The organism is Serratia sp. AKBS12 (assembly GCF_024793895.1).
Lineage (GTDB): Bacteria > Pseudomonadota > Gammaproteobacteria > Enterobacterales > Enterobacteriaceae > Serratia_F.
Window position 1 is genome coordinate 195,434 of sequence record NZ_JANUSB010000015.1, and the last position, 14,247, is coordinate 209,680.

Here is a 14,247-nt window from a genome sequence, read left to right on the forward strand (position 1 = left end):
TGCATACAGCAATGTCAAGGATAAATAGCATGGCCGAATTGTCGCGGCGCAAACTGCTCAGTGGACAATGGCGTCACCCCTCAACGGCGATCCGCCCTCCGTGGTCGCTGGCTGAACCTCGCTTTATCGCCGGCTGCAGCCGCTGCCAGGCGTGCATCAGTGCCTGTGAAACCGGCGTGCTGCGCGTCGGCAGCGGCGGGTATCCGGAAATCGACTTCACCCAGGCGGAATGCACTTTCTGCGGCGCTTGCGCCAGTGCGTGCGACGCCGCGCTGTTCCATCCGCTGAACACTCCGCCGTGGCGGCTGCACGCCGTGATAGATGCTGGTTGTCTGGCCTTGCGTGGGGTGGAGTGCCGCAGCTGTCAGGACAGCTGCGAGTCACGGGCGATTCGCTTCCAGCCACGCCTGGGTGGCGTGGCGCATCCCGGGCTGAACGCCATGGCCTGTAATGGCTGCGGCGCCTGCGTGGCAGGCTGCCCAACTCATGCAATCAGCTTAACCCGGAGTGAACACCATGAATAACCAATGGCATGTCAGCGGGCTTGTCGTACAGGCTCGGCCGGAAAAATTCCCGCAGCTGTTGCCCCGGCTGCTGGCGATCCCGGATAGCGAAATCCCGGCGCAGGATCGGGCGCAGGGCAAGCTGGTGGTGGTATTGCAGGCCGCGCACTCCAATGCGCTGCTGGAAAAAATCGAGTCGGTACGCAATCTGGACGGCGTGCTGGCGGTGTCGCTGGTGTATCACCAGCAAGATGAGCAAGGTGAGGTAACGCCATGAAACTCAGTCGTCGAGACTTTATGAAGGCCAACGCGGCAGCGGCAGCCGCAGCGGCAGCCGGGCTGACCATACCGACGGTGGCGCAAGCCGTGGTCGGCAGCACGGAAGAGATCAAATGGGACAAGGCGCCATGCCGCTTCTGCGGTACCGGCTGTGGCGTGCTGGTCGGTACGCAGAATGGCCGTATCGTTGCCTCGCAGGGCGATCCGGATGCGCCGGTCAACCGTGGCTTGAACTGCATCAAGGGGTATTTCCTGCCAAAAATCATGTACGGCAAGGATCGCCTGACGCAACCGATGCTGCGCATGAAAAATGGCCAGTACCATAAAGAAGGCGAGTTCACGCCGATCGGCTGGGATCGCGCCTTCGACATCATGGCCGAAAAATTCAAGGGGGCATTGAAGGAAAAAGGTCCGGAGGCGGTCGGCATGTTCGGTTCCGGCCAATGGACCATCTGGGAAGGCTACGCCGCCGCCAAGTTGTTCAAGGCGGGGTTGCGCTCCAATAACCTCGATCCGAACGCGCGTCACTGCATGGCGTCGGCGGTGGTGGGCTTTATGCGCACTTTTGGCATGGATGAACCCATGGGCTGCTACGACGATATCGAGCAGGCCGACGCCTTTGTGCTGTGGGGATCCAACATGGCGGAGATGCACCCGATCCTGTGGTCGCGCATCACCAACCGCCGCTTGAGCGACGACAAGGTCAACGTGTCGGTGTTGTCGACCTTTGAGCATCGCAGTTTCGAACTGGCGGACAACGCCATGGTGTTCACACCGCAGACCGATCTGGCGATCATGAACTATATCGCCAACTATATTATCCAGCACGACGCGGTCGATCAGACCTTCCTCAAGCAGCACGTCAACATTCGCAAGGGCGCCACCGACATCGGCTATGGCCTGCGCCCGACCCACCCGTTGGAGAAAGCCGCCAAAAACCCCGGCAGCGACGCCTCTGAGCCGATGAGCTTCGAGGACTACAAAGCGTTTGTCGCCGAGTACACGTTGGAAAAAACCGCAGAACTGAGCGGCGTGGCGCCAGATCAGCTGGAAGCGCTGGCCAGGCTGTACGCCGATCCTGACATCAAGGTGGTTTCCTACTGGACCATGGGTTTCAACCAGCATACCCGCGGCGTGTGGGCCAATAACCTGTGTTACAACCTGCACTTGCTGACCGGCAAGATTTCCCGACCGGGCTGTGGGCCGTTTTCGCTGACCGGCCAGCCGTCCGCGTGCGGTACCGCACGTGAGGTTGGCACTTTTGCCCACCGCCTGCCGGCCGATATGGTGGTCACCAATGAAAAGCATCGCCAGATTGCCGAGCAAAAATGGCAGTTGCCCGCCGGTACCATCCCGGCCAAGGTCGGGTTGCATGCGGTAGCGCAGGATCGCGCCCTGAAGGATGGGACGCTCAATGCCTACTGGGTGATGTGCAACAACAATATGCAGGCCGGGCCGAACATCAATCAGGAGCGCATGCCGGGCTGGCGCGATGCGCGCAATTTTGTGGTGGTGTCCGATCCGTATCCGACGGTCAGCGCACTGGCGGCCGATTTGATCCTGCCCACCGCCATGTGGGTCGAAAAAGAGGGCGCTTACGGCAATGCCGAACGCCGCACTCAATTCTGGCGCCAGCAGGTAACCGCGCCGGGAGAGGCAAAATCCGATCTGTGGCAGATGGTGGAGTTCGCCAAACGTTTCCAGGTGGAAGAGGTGTGGCCAGAAGCGTTGCTGGCGCAGAAACCGCAATATCGCGGCAAAACCTTGTATGACGTGCTGTTTGCCAATGGGGTGGTCAACCGGTTCAAACTGGCGGAGATCCCGCCGGAACAGCTGAACGACGAAGCGCGTGCAGTCGGCTTCTACATCCAGAAAGGTCTGTTTGAGGAGTACGCCGATTTTGGCCGCGGGCACGGCCACGATCTGGCTGCCTTTGATATGTACCATCAGGCGCGCGGCCTGCGCTGGCCGGTGGTCGACGGCAAAGAAACCCTGTGGCGTTACCGCGAAGGCACCGATCCGTACGTCAAGACCGGTGAGTCAGTGCGTTTTTACGGTAAGCCGGACGGTAAAGCGGTGATTTTTGCCTTGCCGTATGAGCCGGCGGCGGAAAGCCCGGATCGGGAATACGATCTGTGGCTGTCTACCGGCCGGGTGCTGGAGCATTGGCACACCGGATCGATGACGCGTCGAGTGCCTGAACTGCATCGCGCATTCCCGGAAGCGGTGCTGTTCATCCATCCGCTGGACGCCAAGAGCCGTAATTTGCGCCGTGGGGATAAGGTAAAAGTACTGTCGCGTCGCGGTGAAGTCGTGAGCATCGTCGAAACGCGTGGCCGTAACCGTCCACCGAAGGGGTTGGTGTACATGCCGTTCTTTGACGCCGCCCAGCTGGTGAACAACCTGACCCTCGACGCTACCGATCCGCTGTCGAAGGAAACCGACTTTAAAAAATGTGCGGTCAAGCTGGAGAAGGTGTAGGAGCCGGCAATGAGCCAGCCACGAGACAAAACCCCGGCGCGGCGGCGTTTTTTGCGCGACGCCGCCCGCAGCGCAGCCGGCTTGGCCGGGATTGCGCTGGTGCTGGGTTTGCAGCAGAAACAGTCGCAGGCGCGGGACGGTTTGGCGTTGCGTCCGCCGGGGGCACTGGCAGATGGGGCATTCGACAGCGCCTGCATTCGCTGCGGCCAATGCGTACAGGCCTGTCCGTATCACACGCTGAAACTGGCGACGCTGCTGTCGCCACGGGCGGCCGGTACGCCGTATTTTGTTGCGCGCGACGTGCCGTGCGAAATGTGCGAGGACATTCCCTGCGTACTGGCATGTCCGAGCGGCGCGCTCGATCCTGCGCTGACTGACATCGACAACGCCCGCATGGGGCTGGCGGTGTTGCTCGACCACGAAAACTGCCTGAACTGGCAGGGTTTGCGCTGTGAAGTGTGCTATCGGGTCTGTCCGCAAATCGACCAGGCGATAACGCTGGAGATGCAGCGCAACCCGCGTACCGGCAAGCACGCGCTGTTTTTACCCACGGTGCACAGCGACGCCTGTACCGGCTGCGGCAAGTGCGAACAGGCATGCGTGCTGGAGCAGGCGGCTATCAAGGTACTGCCCCTGTCGTTGGCACGCGGTCAACTGGGCGAACACTATCGCTGGGGCTGGCGTGAAAAACAGCGTGCCGGTCAGGCGTTGGTGCCGACCGGCGGGCAGTTGCCGGCGCGTGGTAGCAAGGAGGAGTAATAATGGCCAACCCTGTGGCAGAGGCGGGGCGCGAAGCGCGTCGACGCCATGGCTGGTGGCGCAGTCAGCGGTTTTTACTGCTGCGCCGCAGCAGTCAACTGCTGATTCTGCTGATGTTCTTATCCGGCCCGCTGTGGGGCGTCTGGATCCTGCGCGGCAATTACAGCGCCAGTCTGTTGCTGGACACCGTGCCGTTGACCGATCCGCTGATGCTGCTGGAAAGCCTGTTGGCCGGCAACTGGCCCGCCTGGCTGGCCTGGGTGGGGGCGGCGGTAGTGCTGGTCTATGGCCTGATCGGTAACCGGGTGTTTTGCGGCTGGGTCTGTCCAGTCAATCCGCTGACCGATCTGGCCGCCTGGTTGCGGCGGCGTCTGGGGCTGCGCCAATCGGCCAACCTGCCACGTAATCTGCGCTACGGCATTTTACTGGCGGTGTTGGCGGGCAGCGCAGTCAGCGGCACGCTGTTGTGGGAATGGATAAACCCGGTGGCGCTGATGGGGCGCGGTCTGATTCACGGTGCATCGCCCCGGGCAGCCGGTTGGTTCGCCGGGCTGTCGGCGGCGTTTGGCGCCGGTATTTGGCTGCTGTTGGCGCTGTTCCTGTTTGACCTGCTGGTGGTTGAACACGGCTGGTGTGGCCATCTTTGTCCGATGGGCGCGCTGTACGGCGTCATCGGCAGTCAGGGCATGCTGCGCATCAGCGCCAGTGGGCGTGAAAACTGTACGCGCTGTATGGACTGCTTCCACGTTTGTCCGGAACCGCAAATCCTGCGTGAGCCGCTATTGGTACAAAAGGGCACGCCGCAGGTGGCCAGCGACGCCTGTATTGCCTGCGGGCGCTGCATCGACGTCTGTGCAGAAAACGTATTTGAAATAAACACCCAATTCCACTCTTCGGGAGCCAAAAAATGAAAAGCAATGTCCTGAGAAAGCGGTTGTCCTTGTGGGCTGCGCTGATGTCACTGGTTATCGCCGGCGTTGCGTTTGCCGCTGATGATGTCGATCTCAGCCAGTCGCCGGAGGTTGCCGCTACCGCCGAAGGCCAAATCAACATGCCGAAGCAGCAGGAGCGGATGGCGCTGAACTACGTCAATCAGCCGCCAATGATCCCGCACAGTATCGACGGCTACCAGGTCAGCAAGAACACCAATCGCTGTCTGCAGTGTCACGGCGTCGAACACTATCGCACCACCGGCGCGCCGCGCATCAGTCCGACGCACTTTATGGACAGCGACGGTAAAGTGCGTGGCAACGTCGCGCCGCGTCGCTATTTCTGCCTGCAATGCCATGTTCCGCAAACCGATGCGGCACCGATTGTCGGTAACACCTTTGAGCCTATGCCGGGCTTCGGCAAGTAAGCGGGGAAATGATGGCTGAACAACACACAGAGAAAAAAACGGGGCCGATTCGCCGTTTGTGGCGCTGGTGGCGTCGTCCGAGCCGTTTGGCGCTCGGTACCTTACTGCTGCTGGGTTTTGTCGCCGGGATTATCTTCTGGGGCGGTTTCAATACCGGCATGGAAGCGGCAAATACCGAACAGTTTTGCATCAGTTGTCATGAAATGCGTGAAAACGTCTACGAAGAATATATGGAGACGGTGCACTACAACAATCGCAGCGGGGTGCGCGCTACCTGTCCTGATTGCCACGTGCCTCACGAGTGGGGGCCTAAAATGCTGCGTAAGCTCAAGGCCAGTAAAGAATTGTATGCCAAGGTGTTCGGCTTGATCGACACGCCGCAGAAGTTTGAAAACCATCGTCTGGCGATGGCGACCAACGAATGGGCACGCATGAAGGCCAACGATTCACAGGAATGTCGTAACTGTCATAACTTTGACTATATGGATTTCACCGCACAGAAAACCGTTGCGGCAAAAATGCATGACAAGGCGATTACCGAAGGCAAGACCTGCATTGACTGTCATAAAGGCATTGCACACAAGCTGCCGGATATGCGCGACGTGGCCAACGGTTTTTAAACCTCTTGGGGTTTGATTATCCCGCCGAGCCGTCAGGCCGGCGGGTTTTTTATTGCAAATTGACCGCGGCTGAGTTTTGCTATTGAGCAACAGGTTAGATGCAGTACGAAACGGAAGAAGGGTCAATGTCAGCAAAAATCGAGAATGTGAACAAAGAGCTACTGTCCGACAATTGGTATGTGCTTAATAAATATACTTTTGATTTAAAACGTAAAAATGGCGGTTTTGTCCGGCAGATGCGCGAGGTCTATGACCGTGGCAACGGCGCCACCATCCTGTTGTATAACCGGGACAAAGGCACGGTAGTGCTAACCAACCAATTCCGTATGCCGACCTACGTCAACGGTAATCAAAGCGGTATGCTGCTGGAGGCCTGTGCCGGTCTGCTGGACGGCGATGCGGCGGAACAGTGCGCCCGTCGGGAAGCGATAGAAGAGACCGGCTTTCAGGTCGGCGAGGTGAAGAAAATTTTTGAAGCCTATATGTCGCCGGGCGGCGTTACCGAGCTGATCCACTTCTTTATCGCCGAATATGATGATAGCCAGCGCCATACCGGCGGCGGTGGGGTGGAAGACGAAGATATCGAAGTGGTGGAGTTACCGTTTGACCAGGCGGTGGCGATGATTGCCGATGGCCGTATCAAGGACGGCAAGACCATCATGCTGTTGCAGTATCTGCAGATCAATCGCCTGTTGGCATAAAAAAGCCCGGCTGAAAGCCGGGCTCAGACTGATGACAAACCTCATTCCTGCACAGAGCGAATAGAGGTCAATCAATAAAAAATCAGGAAAATCAATTTATTGATTTTCGGCCGATCGCCACAAAGCAGGGAAAACCACGTTTTTTCCTGCTTTGTCAGCAACCTAAGCCCGGCTGATAGCCGGGCTTTCCATCGGTTACTTCAACAACGCCCTGGCCTTCGCCACCACGTTGTCGACGGTGAAGCCAAATTCCTTGAACAGCTGGTCCGCCGGCGCCGATTCGCCGAAGCTGGTCATGCCCACCACCGCGCCGTTCAGGCCGACGTACTTGTACCAGTAATCGGCAATGCCGGCTTCGATGGCTACCCGAGCGGCTACCGCCGACGGCAGCACCGATTCGCGGTACGCCGCATCCTGTTTGTCGAACGCGTCGGTAGACGGCATCGACACCACCCGCACCTTGCGCCCTTCGCCTGTCAGCTGCTCATACGCGCCCACCGCCAGCTCCACTTCCGAACCGGTGGCAATCAGGATCAGCTCCGGCGTACCGTCACAGTCTTTCAGCACGTAGGCCCCGCGGTACACGTTGGCCAACTGCTCGGCGTCGCGTGGCTGCTGCGCCAGGTTCTGGCGCGAGAAAATCAGCGTGGTCGGGCCGTCGTTACGCTCGATGCCGTACTGCCAGGCAATCGCCGATTCCACCTGGTCACACGGACGCCAGGTGCTCATGTTCGGGGTCACGCGCAGGCTGGCCAACTGCTCCACCGGCTGGTGGGTCGGGCCGTCTTCCCCCAGACCGATGGAGTCGTGGGTGTAGACGAACACGTTGCGGATTTTCATCAGCGCCGCCATGCGCACCGCGTTGCGGGCGTATTCCACGAACATCAGGAAGGTCGCCGAGTACGGCAGGAAACCGCCGTGCAGCGCGATGCCGTTGGTGATGGCGGTCATGCCGAACTCGCGCACGCCGTAGTGGATGTAGTTGCCGGCCAGGTCATCGCCGAGCGATGTGGAGCCGGACCACAGGGTCAGGTTGCTGGGCGCCAGGTCGGCAGAGCCGCCGAGGAACTCCGGCAGCAGTTTGCCGAACGCTTCCAGCGCGTTCTGCGACGCCTTGCGGCTGGCGATGTTGGCCGGGTTGGCCTGCAGCTGCTCAACCACTTTCTTCGCTTCTGCCTGCCAGTTGGCCGGCAGTTCACCGTTCATGCGGCGTTTGAACTCGGCCGCCAGTTCAGGGAAGGCCTTGGCATAGGCGGCGAACCTGTCGTTCCAGGCGGCTTCTTTCGCCTGACCGGCTTCTTTGGCATCCCACTGGGCGTAGATGTCCTGCGGGATTTCAAAGGCGGGGTATTTCCAGCCCAGCTGTTCGCGGGTGGCGTGCGCCGTGGGAGTCGTGGGTACCGGCCTTGTTCGGCGAACCGAAGCCAATCACGGTTTTGCACATCAGCAGCGACGGTTTGTCGGTAACGCGGCGGGCTTCTTCAATCGCCGCCTTGATGGCGTCGCTGTCGTGGCCGTCGACGCCGCGCACCACGTGCCAGCCGTAGGCTTCAAAGCGCTTGGCGGTGTCGTCGGTGAACCAGCCCTCGACGTGGCCGTCGATGGAGATGCCGTTGTCATCGTAGAAGGCGGTCAGCTTGCCGAGCTTCATGGTGCCGGCCAGCGAACAGACTTCGTGGGAGATGCCTTCCATCATGCAGCCGTCGCCCATGAAGGCGTAGGTGTGGTGGTCAACGATGTCATGGCCCGGGCGGTTGAACTGCGCCGCCAGGGTGCGTTCGGCGATGGCGAAGCCGACGGCGTTGGCAATGCCCTGACCGAGCGGGCCGGTGGTGGTTTCGACGCCAGGGGTATAGCCGTATTCAGGGTGACCCGGGGTTTTGGAGTGCAGCTGACGGAAGTTTTCCAGCTCGCTCATCGGCAGGTCATAGCCGGTGAGGTGCAGCAGGCTGTAAATCAACATGGAGCCATGGCCGTTGGACAGCACGAAACGGTCGCGGTCAGCCCAGTGCGGGTTGGTCGGGTTGTGGTTGAGGTAGTCACGCCACAGGACTTCGGCGATATCCGCCATTCCCATGGGGGCGCCCGGGTGGCCGGATTTTGCTTTTTGTACGGCGTCCATGCTGAGTGCGCGGATGGCGTTGGCAAGTTCTTTACGCGAAGGCATAACAAAGTGCTCCCAAAAAATTACAGTTCAGCGGCCAGCATGTCTTCCAGCTTCTGCTGGTCAACGGCGAACAGGCGAATGCCCTCGGCCAGTTTTTCTACCGCCATGGCATCCTGATTGTGCAACCAGCGGAATTCCGCTTCTGCCAACGGGGCAGGTTGGTGGAAGCCTTCGGTCGACGGCGTCAGTTTGCGTTCGATCGGCTGGTCGCTGTTCTTCAGTTGCTCCAGCAGGTTTGGCGCGATGGTCAGACGATCGCAGCCAGCCAGCGCCAGAATTTGCTCAACCTTACGGAAGCTGGCGCCCATGATTACGGTTTGATAACGGTGCTGTTTGTAGTACTCATAAATGGTGCGCACGGATTTCACACCAGGATCCTGCTCGGCATCATAGTCGCCGGCCGGTTGTTTGGCCTGATACCAGTCGTAAATACGGCCAACGAACGGCGAGATCAGGTACACGCCGGCTTCGGCACAGGCACGTGCCTGAGCAAAGGAGAACAGCAGCGTCAGGTTGGTGTTGATCCCTTCCTTTTCCAGCTCTTCCGCAGCCTTGATGCCTTCCCAGGTGGAGGCCAGCTTGATCAGAATGCGGGATTTGTCGACGCCCTGTTCCTGATACATGGCGATCAGCTTGCGCGCTTTGGCGACACACATACCGCGGTCGAACGACAGGCGCGCATCCACTTCGGTAGAAATGCGGCCCGGCACGCTTTTCAGGATCTCCACGCCGATATTTACCGCCAGCTTGTCGCAGGCATTGATCAGTTGAGTTTCTTTATTGCCCCCCTGCTGACGGGCATATTCCAATGCTTCGGTAATCAGTGGCTTATATTGAGGCAGCGCAGCGGCTTTCAGGATCAGCGAAGGGTTGGTGGTAGCATCTTCCGGTTCGAACTGGCGAATGGATTCGATATCGCCACTGTCGGCAACCACAACGGTCAGCTGCTTGAGTGCGTCTAATTGGTTCATGTATAGCTCCTTGATTTACCCTGCATATTTCGCAACGTAGCGGCATTGGCTACCAGCAATTCCGAGTCACTGACCGTGTCCGGAATTTGCTGGTTACCGTCTTGCCGTGCTCTTTTCTTCCAGGTCGCGGCAGGCCTTTGGCGTTATCTGTCGGTTTCCGGTGGGACTTCGCTGGCTGCCTGGCTACGTTTCGACGTCATAAGATAGAAATGAGAACATTTGTCATCATAGGGTGAACACACTGCATCATACGACAGGCAAATAAAATGCGCTTTTTCTGATTGTTGCGATGGATAAGAACAATGAATCCCGAGCAAAGGCAGGCAGAGCGCGGTAGTTCACGCCGGCCTGCATGCCGAAAGCGGTTTCAGCGCGAGCTGTTCACCTGTTCGTAATAACCGATTTTAGCCACTTTGGGGGCGGAACCGCCACCTTCAAATTCTGAATCCAGCCAGGCGTCGACGATGCTTTTCGCCAGTTCTACGCCGATCACCCGTGCGCCCAGCGTGATGATCTGGGCGTCGTTGCTTTTACGCGCGCGCTGCGCGGAATAGGTGTCGTGGCACTGTGCTGCGCGGATCCCGGCCACCTTGTTGGCCACGATACTCATGCCAATGCCGGTGCCGCACAGCAGAATGCCGCGCTGATGCTGCTCGGCCTTGATCGCCTGTGCAACGGCAAAGGCAATATCCGGATAGATGCCGTCGTCGGCACCGCGGCTGCGGGTGTAATCGGTTACGGCAATGTCGCGCTGCTGGAGATAAGCAACGATCGCATTTTTCAATTCAATGGCGGCATCATCGGCGCCGATGGCAATTGGCAACATAACGATCTCCTGGTTGGGGACAGAAAAGGGACGATCCTCATAGGGCGTCTGCTGCTTAACATATCGGCTATTAATCAAATGTTCAATCATTGATCTTTTGTTTGATCGTGATTTGAGTTTTTTGTCTCAATAAAGGTGATTTGTATCACTATTTTTTTCTTTTAAGCGGAAGTTTTGGTTTTTTAGGTGGCTTTTTGAGCGAAATCACAGTTTCAAAAGTTCATGGTGGGCAATTTTGTTATTAGCAGTTAGTGTTCATTTGTTCTTTTAGTGTATGAATGTTCATAAGAGAGACCCTACCAGAGGATAAAAACCATGTGTCAGACCAGCGTAAACCCGGCAAAAATGGCCAGCGGCATCCCGGAAACCATGAAGGCGATCGTCGCCTATGCGCCAAAAGATTACCGTCTGGAAGAGGTAGCGGTACCGAAGATCGGCGAAAAGGAGATCCTGGTAAAAATCGAGGCTTGTGGCATCTGCGCCGGAGATATCAAAGCTTTTGAAGGTGCGCCAAGCTTTTGGGGAGATGAAAATCAGCCGGCCTATATCAAGGCTCCGATGATCCCAGGCCATGAGTTTATTGGCCACGTGGTGGGTTATGGTGAAGGAGTGGAAGGCTTCGCCATCGGCGATCGGGTGGTTTCCGAACAGATCGTGCCGTGCTGGCAATGTCGTTTCTGTAATCGCGGTCAGTACTGGATGTGTGAGAAACACGATCTGTACGGCTTCCAGAAGAACGTCAACGGTGGCATGGCGGAATACATGAAGTTCACCAAGGAGGCGATCAATTATCACGTCCCGGCGGAGCTGCCGATCGAAAAGGCCATTCTTATCGAACCTTATGCCTGTTCGTTCCACGCCGTGCAGCGTGCCAGCATCAAGCTGGGCGATGTGGTGGTATTGGCCGGTGCCGGAACCTTGGGGCTGGGGATGATCGGCGCGATTAAGAAGTCCGGACCATCGAAGCTGATCGTGCTCGATCTGTCCGACGACCGTCTGGAACTGGCGAAATCCTTTGGCGCAGATCTGGTATTGAACCCCACCAGAGACGACGTGCCGGCCATCGTCAGGCAGCTGACCGACGGCTATGGTTGCGATATCTACATCGAAGCCACCGGCGCGCAAAAATCGGTAGAGCAGGGGCTGACGCTGATCCGCAAGCTCGGCACCTTTGTGGAATTCTCGGTATTCAAGGATCCGGTCACCGTCGACTGGAGCATCATCAGCGACCGCAAGGAGCTGGACGTGCTCGGCTCGCATCTCGGGCCGTACTGTTATCCGCTGGTAATTGAAGGTATCAGTAACGGCGACTTGCCAACCGAAGGCGTGGTGACACATACCTTGCCGCTGGAGCAGTTCGCCGAGGGCTTCGAACTGATGAAACGCGGTATCGGTTCGATCAAGGTAGTGCTCAACCCGAACCTGTAACGCCTGCGCCATTCCTCGGGTGCAGGCCTGCCTGCGCCTCCACAAATCGTTGTGTTGGGGGTTGTATGTTGAACGGACTGATTAATCGCATAGGTCTTTCACCGAAACTGCTGCTTGGCTATGCCGGCGTGCTGGTATTCATGATGGGCGAAGGATTGGAACAGGGCTGGTTGTCACCTTATCTGATCGGCAAGGGGCTGAGCATTCAGGAGTCGGCGTTGCTGTTTAGCGTTTACGGCTTTGCCGCGGCGATTGCCGCCTGGTTTTCCGGCGTGCTGGCAGAAATCTTCACCGCCCGGCGGGTGATGCTGGCCGGTCTGATTTTATTCCTCTTTGGGTCGGTCTTCTTCCTGGCGTTCGGCCTGCCGAGCAATAACCTGGCGATTATGGTGCCGACCTATGCGCTGCGCGGGCTGGGTTATCCGCTGTTTGCCTACGGTTTTCTGGTGTGGGTGGCGTACGAAGCGCCGCCGGCCAGGCTGGGCTCCGCCGTGGGGATTTTCTGGTTTGTCTACAGCGGTGGCCTGAGCGTGTTAGGGGTAATGTATTCCAGCATCATGCTGCCGTATCTGGGTGAAATTCATACCCTGTGGAGCGCGCTGATCTTCGTGGTGCTGGGGGCGATGATTGCTCTGCTGCTTAATCGCGGCACCACGGAAGAGCAAGGCGCCGATAGAGAGAAAGCCTCGCTGAGTTACGTATTGAAGGGGATCACCATCGCCTTTGAAAATCCCAAAATCGGTCTGGGCGGCATTGTGCGCACCATCAATACCTCGGCGGCGTATGGTTTTGTGGTGTTTATGCCGATGTACATGATGGATATCGGTTTTACCCGCACCGACTGGTTGCAGATGTATGCGGCACTGTGGACGGTGAACATCATCTTCAATCTGATTTTCGGCGTGATCAGCGACGGTCTGGGGTGGCGCAACGTGGTGATGTGGTTCGGCTGCGTCGGCTGCGCCCTGACCACGCTGATGTTCTATTACGTACCGCAATTCTTTGGTGCCAACTATCTGCTTACCGTACTGGCTGCCGGTCTGTTCGGCGCCTGTCTGGCCGCCTTTGTGCCGCTGTCGGCAATTATGCCGTCACTGGCTCCGGACAATAAAGGCGCGGCGATGTCGATCCTCAATCTCGGCGCCGGCTTGAGTACCTTCGTCGGCCCGGCGGTGGTAGGGCTGTTTATCGGCAGCCTTGGTACGGTCGGGGTTATCTGGATTTTCACCGGCCTCTACCTGTTCAGCGGCGTGCTGATGAAGTTTGTCACCTTGCCGAAAACGGTGACCAGCATTGAGGAAAAAAATAATCCGAGTTTGGCAAAAATATCCTGATGGGGCGTGAAGTTCACAGTTTTAGGGGGAGATATGTCCAATAAACAGCAAGCAGGCCAGGATCCACTCACACTGGATGAAAAAGTGGCGCTGGTCACCGGCGGTGCTGCCGGTATCGGCTATGCCATCGCCGAGCGTTATTTGCAGCACGGCGCCCGGGTGGTGCTGATGGATCGTTCCACGGCGGTGGTGGACACCGCCCGGCGGCTCGATGCGCAGCGTGCGCTGGGGATGGTGGTGGACGTGACCGACAGCGCGTCGGTAGAACGGGCCGTCGCACAGGCGCAGGCGTATTTTGGCCGGTTGGACGTGTTGGTCAACAGCGCCGGTATCGTCGCGCTGCACGCGGCGGAGGAATTGCCGGAACAGAGCTGGGACGCCACGCTGGCGGTCAATCTGAAAGGGGTGTACCTCACCAGCCAGGCGGTAGGGCGGATTTTCATCCGTCAGCGTAGCGGCAGCATCATCAATCTGGCATCGCAGGCGGGGGTGGTGGCGTTGCCCGGACACCTGGCGTATTGCGCCAGCAAGGCCGGCGTGATCGGCCTGACGCAGGTGCTGGCGCTGGAATGGGGGCCGTACAATGTACGGGTCAATGCCATTTCTCCCACCGTGGTACTGACAGAACTGGGGCGCAAGGCGTGGTCCGGCGAGGCGGCGGAACAGATGCTGGCAAAAATTCCCCTGCGCCGCTTTGCAGAACCGCAGGACGTCGCTGCCAGTGCACTGTTTCTGGCCAGCGACGCCGCGTCGATGATCACCGGTACCAATCTGCTGATTGACGGCGGTTACACCATCCAGTAATTCACACTCAGGCAAGA

General features: G+C 58.4%; 13 protein-coding genes and 1 pseudogene. 11 read left to right on the plus strand and 3 right to left on the minus strand.

Annotation, left to right across the window (positions count from 1 at the left end):
* Window positions 1–29 precede the first annotated feature (29 nt).
* The 8 genes from napF to nudK all read left to right on the plus strand — a co-directional run bounded on the left by napF (window position 30) and on the right by nudK (window position 6,700).
* The gene (gene napF, locus NYE85_RS10790; RefSeq protein ID WP_259004731.1) at window positions 30–524 is read left to right on the plus strand and encodes a ferredoxin-type protein NapF; all 495 of its coding nucleotides are present in this window, start codon (window positions 30–32) and stop codon (window positions 522–524) included.
* On the plus strand, window positions 517–780 hold the full coding sequence (gene napD, locus NYE85_RS10795; protein WP_039991853.1) for a chaperone NapD: 264 nt from the start codon (window positions 517–519) through the stop codon (window positions 778–780). The genes napF and napD overlap by 8 nt, the downstream gene beginning before the upstream one ends.
* Entirely contained in the window at window positions 777–3,263 is a 2,487-nt protein-coding gene (gene napA, locus NYE85_RS10800; protein ID WP_259004732.1) for a nitrate reductase catalytic subunit NapA, read from the plus strand. The genes napD and napA overlap by 4 nt, the downstream gene beginning before the upstream one ends.
* Window positions 3,264–3,272: 9 nt before the next feature.
* Window positions 3,273–4,022: a ferredoxin-type protein NapG gene (napG, locus tag NYE85_RS10805; RefSeq protein WP_259004733.1), complete on the plus strand. Its 750-nt coding sequence runs from the start codon at window positions 3,273–3,275 to the stop codon at window positions 4,020–4,022.
* A 2-nt stretch (window positions 4,023–4,024) separates the two neighbouring features.
* Complete coding sequence (napH, locus tag NYE85_RS10810; protein WP_259004734.1) at window positions 4,025–4,933, plus strand: quinol dehydrogenase ferredoxin subunit NapH; 909 nt, start codon at window positions 4,025–4,027, stop codon at window positions 4,931–4,933.
* Window positions 4,930–5,379, plus strand: coding sequence for a nitrate reductase cytochrome c-type subunit (gene napB, locus NYE85_RS10815; protein WP_259004735.1), 450 nt, complete (start codon window positions 4,930–4,932; stop codon window positions 5,377–5,379). The genes napH and napB overlap by 4 nt, the downstream gene beginning before the upstream one ends.
* Before the next feature lie 11 nt (window positions 5,380–5,390).
* Window positions 5,391–5,999 carry a cytochrome c-type protein NapC gene (gene napC / locus NYE85_RS10820; protein WP_259004736.1) on the plus strand — a complete coding sequence of 203 codons (609 nt, stop codon included), beginning with the start codon at window positions 5,391–5,393 and terminating at the stop codon, window positions 5,997–5,999.
* 125 nt (window positions 6,000–6,124) lie between these two features.
* Window positions 6,125–6,700 carry a GDP-mannose pyrophosphatase NudK gene (nudK, locus tag NYE85_RS10825; RefSeq protein WP_259004737.1) on the plus strand — a complete coding sequence of 192 codons (576 nt, stop codon included), beginning with the start codon at window positions 6,125–6,127 and terminating at the stop codon, window positions 6,698–6,700.
* 195 nt (window positions 6,701–6,895) lie between these two features.
* On the opposite strand, the pseudogene tkt reads toward nudK, so the two are convergent.
* The 3 genes and pseudogenes from tkt to rpiB form a co-directional block, all read right to left on the minus strand.
* Window positions 6,896–8,867, minus strand: a pseudogene (gene tkt / locus NYE85_RS10830) (transketolase).
* A gap of 20 nt (window positions 8,868–8,887) precedes the next feature.
* The gene (tal, locus tag NYE85_RS10835; RefSeq protein WP_259004738.1) at window positions 8,888–9,838 is read right to left on the minus strand and encodes a transaldolase; all 951 of its coding nucleotides are present in this window, start codon (window positions 9,836–9,838) and stop codon (window positions 8,888–8,890) included.
* A 367-nt stretch (window positions 9,839–10,205) separates the two neighbouring features.
* On the minus strand, window positions 10,206–10,664 hold the full coding sequence (gene rpiB, locus NYE85_RS10840; RefSeq protein WP_259004739.1) for a ribose 5-phosphate isomerase B: 459 nt from the start codon (window positions 10,662–10,664) through the stop codon (window positions 10,206–10,208).
* 315 nt (window positions 10,665–10,979) lie between these two features.
* On the opposite strand from rpiB, the gene NYE85_RS10845 reads away from it, so the two are divergent.
* The 3 genes from NYE85_RS10845 to NYE85_RS10855 all read left to right on the plus strand — a co-directional run bounded on the left by NYE85_RS10845 (window position 10,980) and on the right by NYE85_RS10855 (window position 14,230).
* Window positions 10,980–12,092: an alcohol dehydrogenase catalytic domain-containing protein gene (locus NYE85_RS10845; protein WP_259004740.1), complete on the plus strand. Its 1,113-nt coding sequence runs from the start codon at window positions 10,980–10,982 to the stop codon at window positions 12,090–12,092.
* A gap of 65 nt (window positions 12,093–12,157) precedes the next feature.
* A complete protein-coding gene (locus NYE85_RS10850; protein WP_259004741.1) occupies window positions 12,158–13,426 on the plus strand; it encodes an MFS transporter in 1,269 nt (422 codons plus the stop codon).
* A 33-nt stretch (window positions 13,427–13,459) separates the two neighbouring features.
* The gene (locus NYE85_RS10855; protein WP_259004742.1) at window positions 13,460–14,230 is read left to right on the plus strand and encodes an SDR family oxidoreductase; all 771 of its coding nucleotides are present in this window, start codon (window positions 13,460–13,462) and stop codon (window positions 14,228–14,230) included.
* Window positions 14,231–14,247 lie beyond the last annotated feature (17 nt).

Excerpts from the sequence above, each read along its gene's own strand:
- napF (WP_259004731.1), top strand. The coding sequence starts at position 30 with ATGGCCGAATTGTCGCGGCGCAAACTGCTCAGTGGACAATGGCGTCAC.
- napD (WP_039991853.1), top strand. The coding sequence starts at position 517 with ATGAATAACCAATGGCATGTCAGCGGGCTTGTCGTACAGGCTCGGCCG.
- napA (WP_259004732.1), top strand. The coding sequence starts at position 777 with ATGAAACTCAGTCGTCGAGACTTTATGAAGGCCAACGCGGCAGCGGCA.
- napG (WP_259004733.1), top strand. The coding sequence starts at position 3,273 with ATGAGCCAGCCACGAGACAAAACCCCGGCGCGGCGGCGTTTTTTGCGC.
- napH (WP_259004734.1), top strand. The coding sequence starts at position 4,025 with ATGGCCAACCCTGTGGCAGAGGCGGGGCGCGAAGCGCGTCGACGCCAT.
- napB (WP_259004735.1), top strand. The coding sequence starts at position 4,930 with ATGAAAAGCAATGTCCTGAGAAAGCGGTTGTCCTTGTGGGCTGCGCTG.
- napC (WP_259004736.1), top strand. The coding sequence starts at position 5,391 with ATGGCTGAACAACACACAGAGAAAAAAACGGGGCCGATTCGCCGTTTG.
- nudK (WP_259004737.1), top strand. The coding sequence starts at position 6,125 with ATGTCAGCAAAAATCGAGAATGTGAACAAAGAGCTACTGTCCGACAAT.
- tal (WP_259004738.1), bottom strand. The coding sequence starts at position 9,838 with ATGAACCAATTAGACGCACTCAAGCAGCTGACCGTTGTGGTTGCCGAC.
- rpiB (WP_259004739.1), bottom strand. The coding sequence starts at position 10,664 with ATGTTGCCAATTGCCATCGGCGCCGATGATGCCGCCATTGAATTGAAA.
- NYE85_RS10845 (WP_259004740.1), top strand. The coding sequence starts at position 10,980 with ATGTGTCAGACCAGCGTAAACCCGGCAAAAATGGCCAGCGGCATCCCG.
- NYE85_RS10850 (WP_259004741.1), top strand. The coding sequence starts at position 12,158 with ATGTTGAACGGACTGATTAATCGCATAGGTCTTTCACCGAAACTGCTG.
- NYE85_RS10855 (WP_259004742.1), top strand. The coding sequence starts at position 13,460 with ATGTCCAATAAACAGCAAGCAGGCCAGGATCCACTCACACTGGATGAA.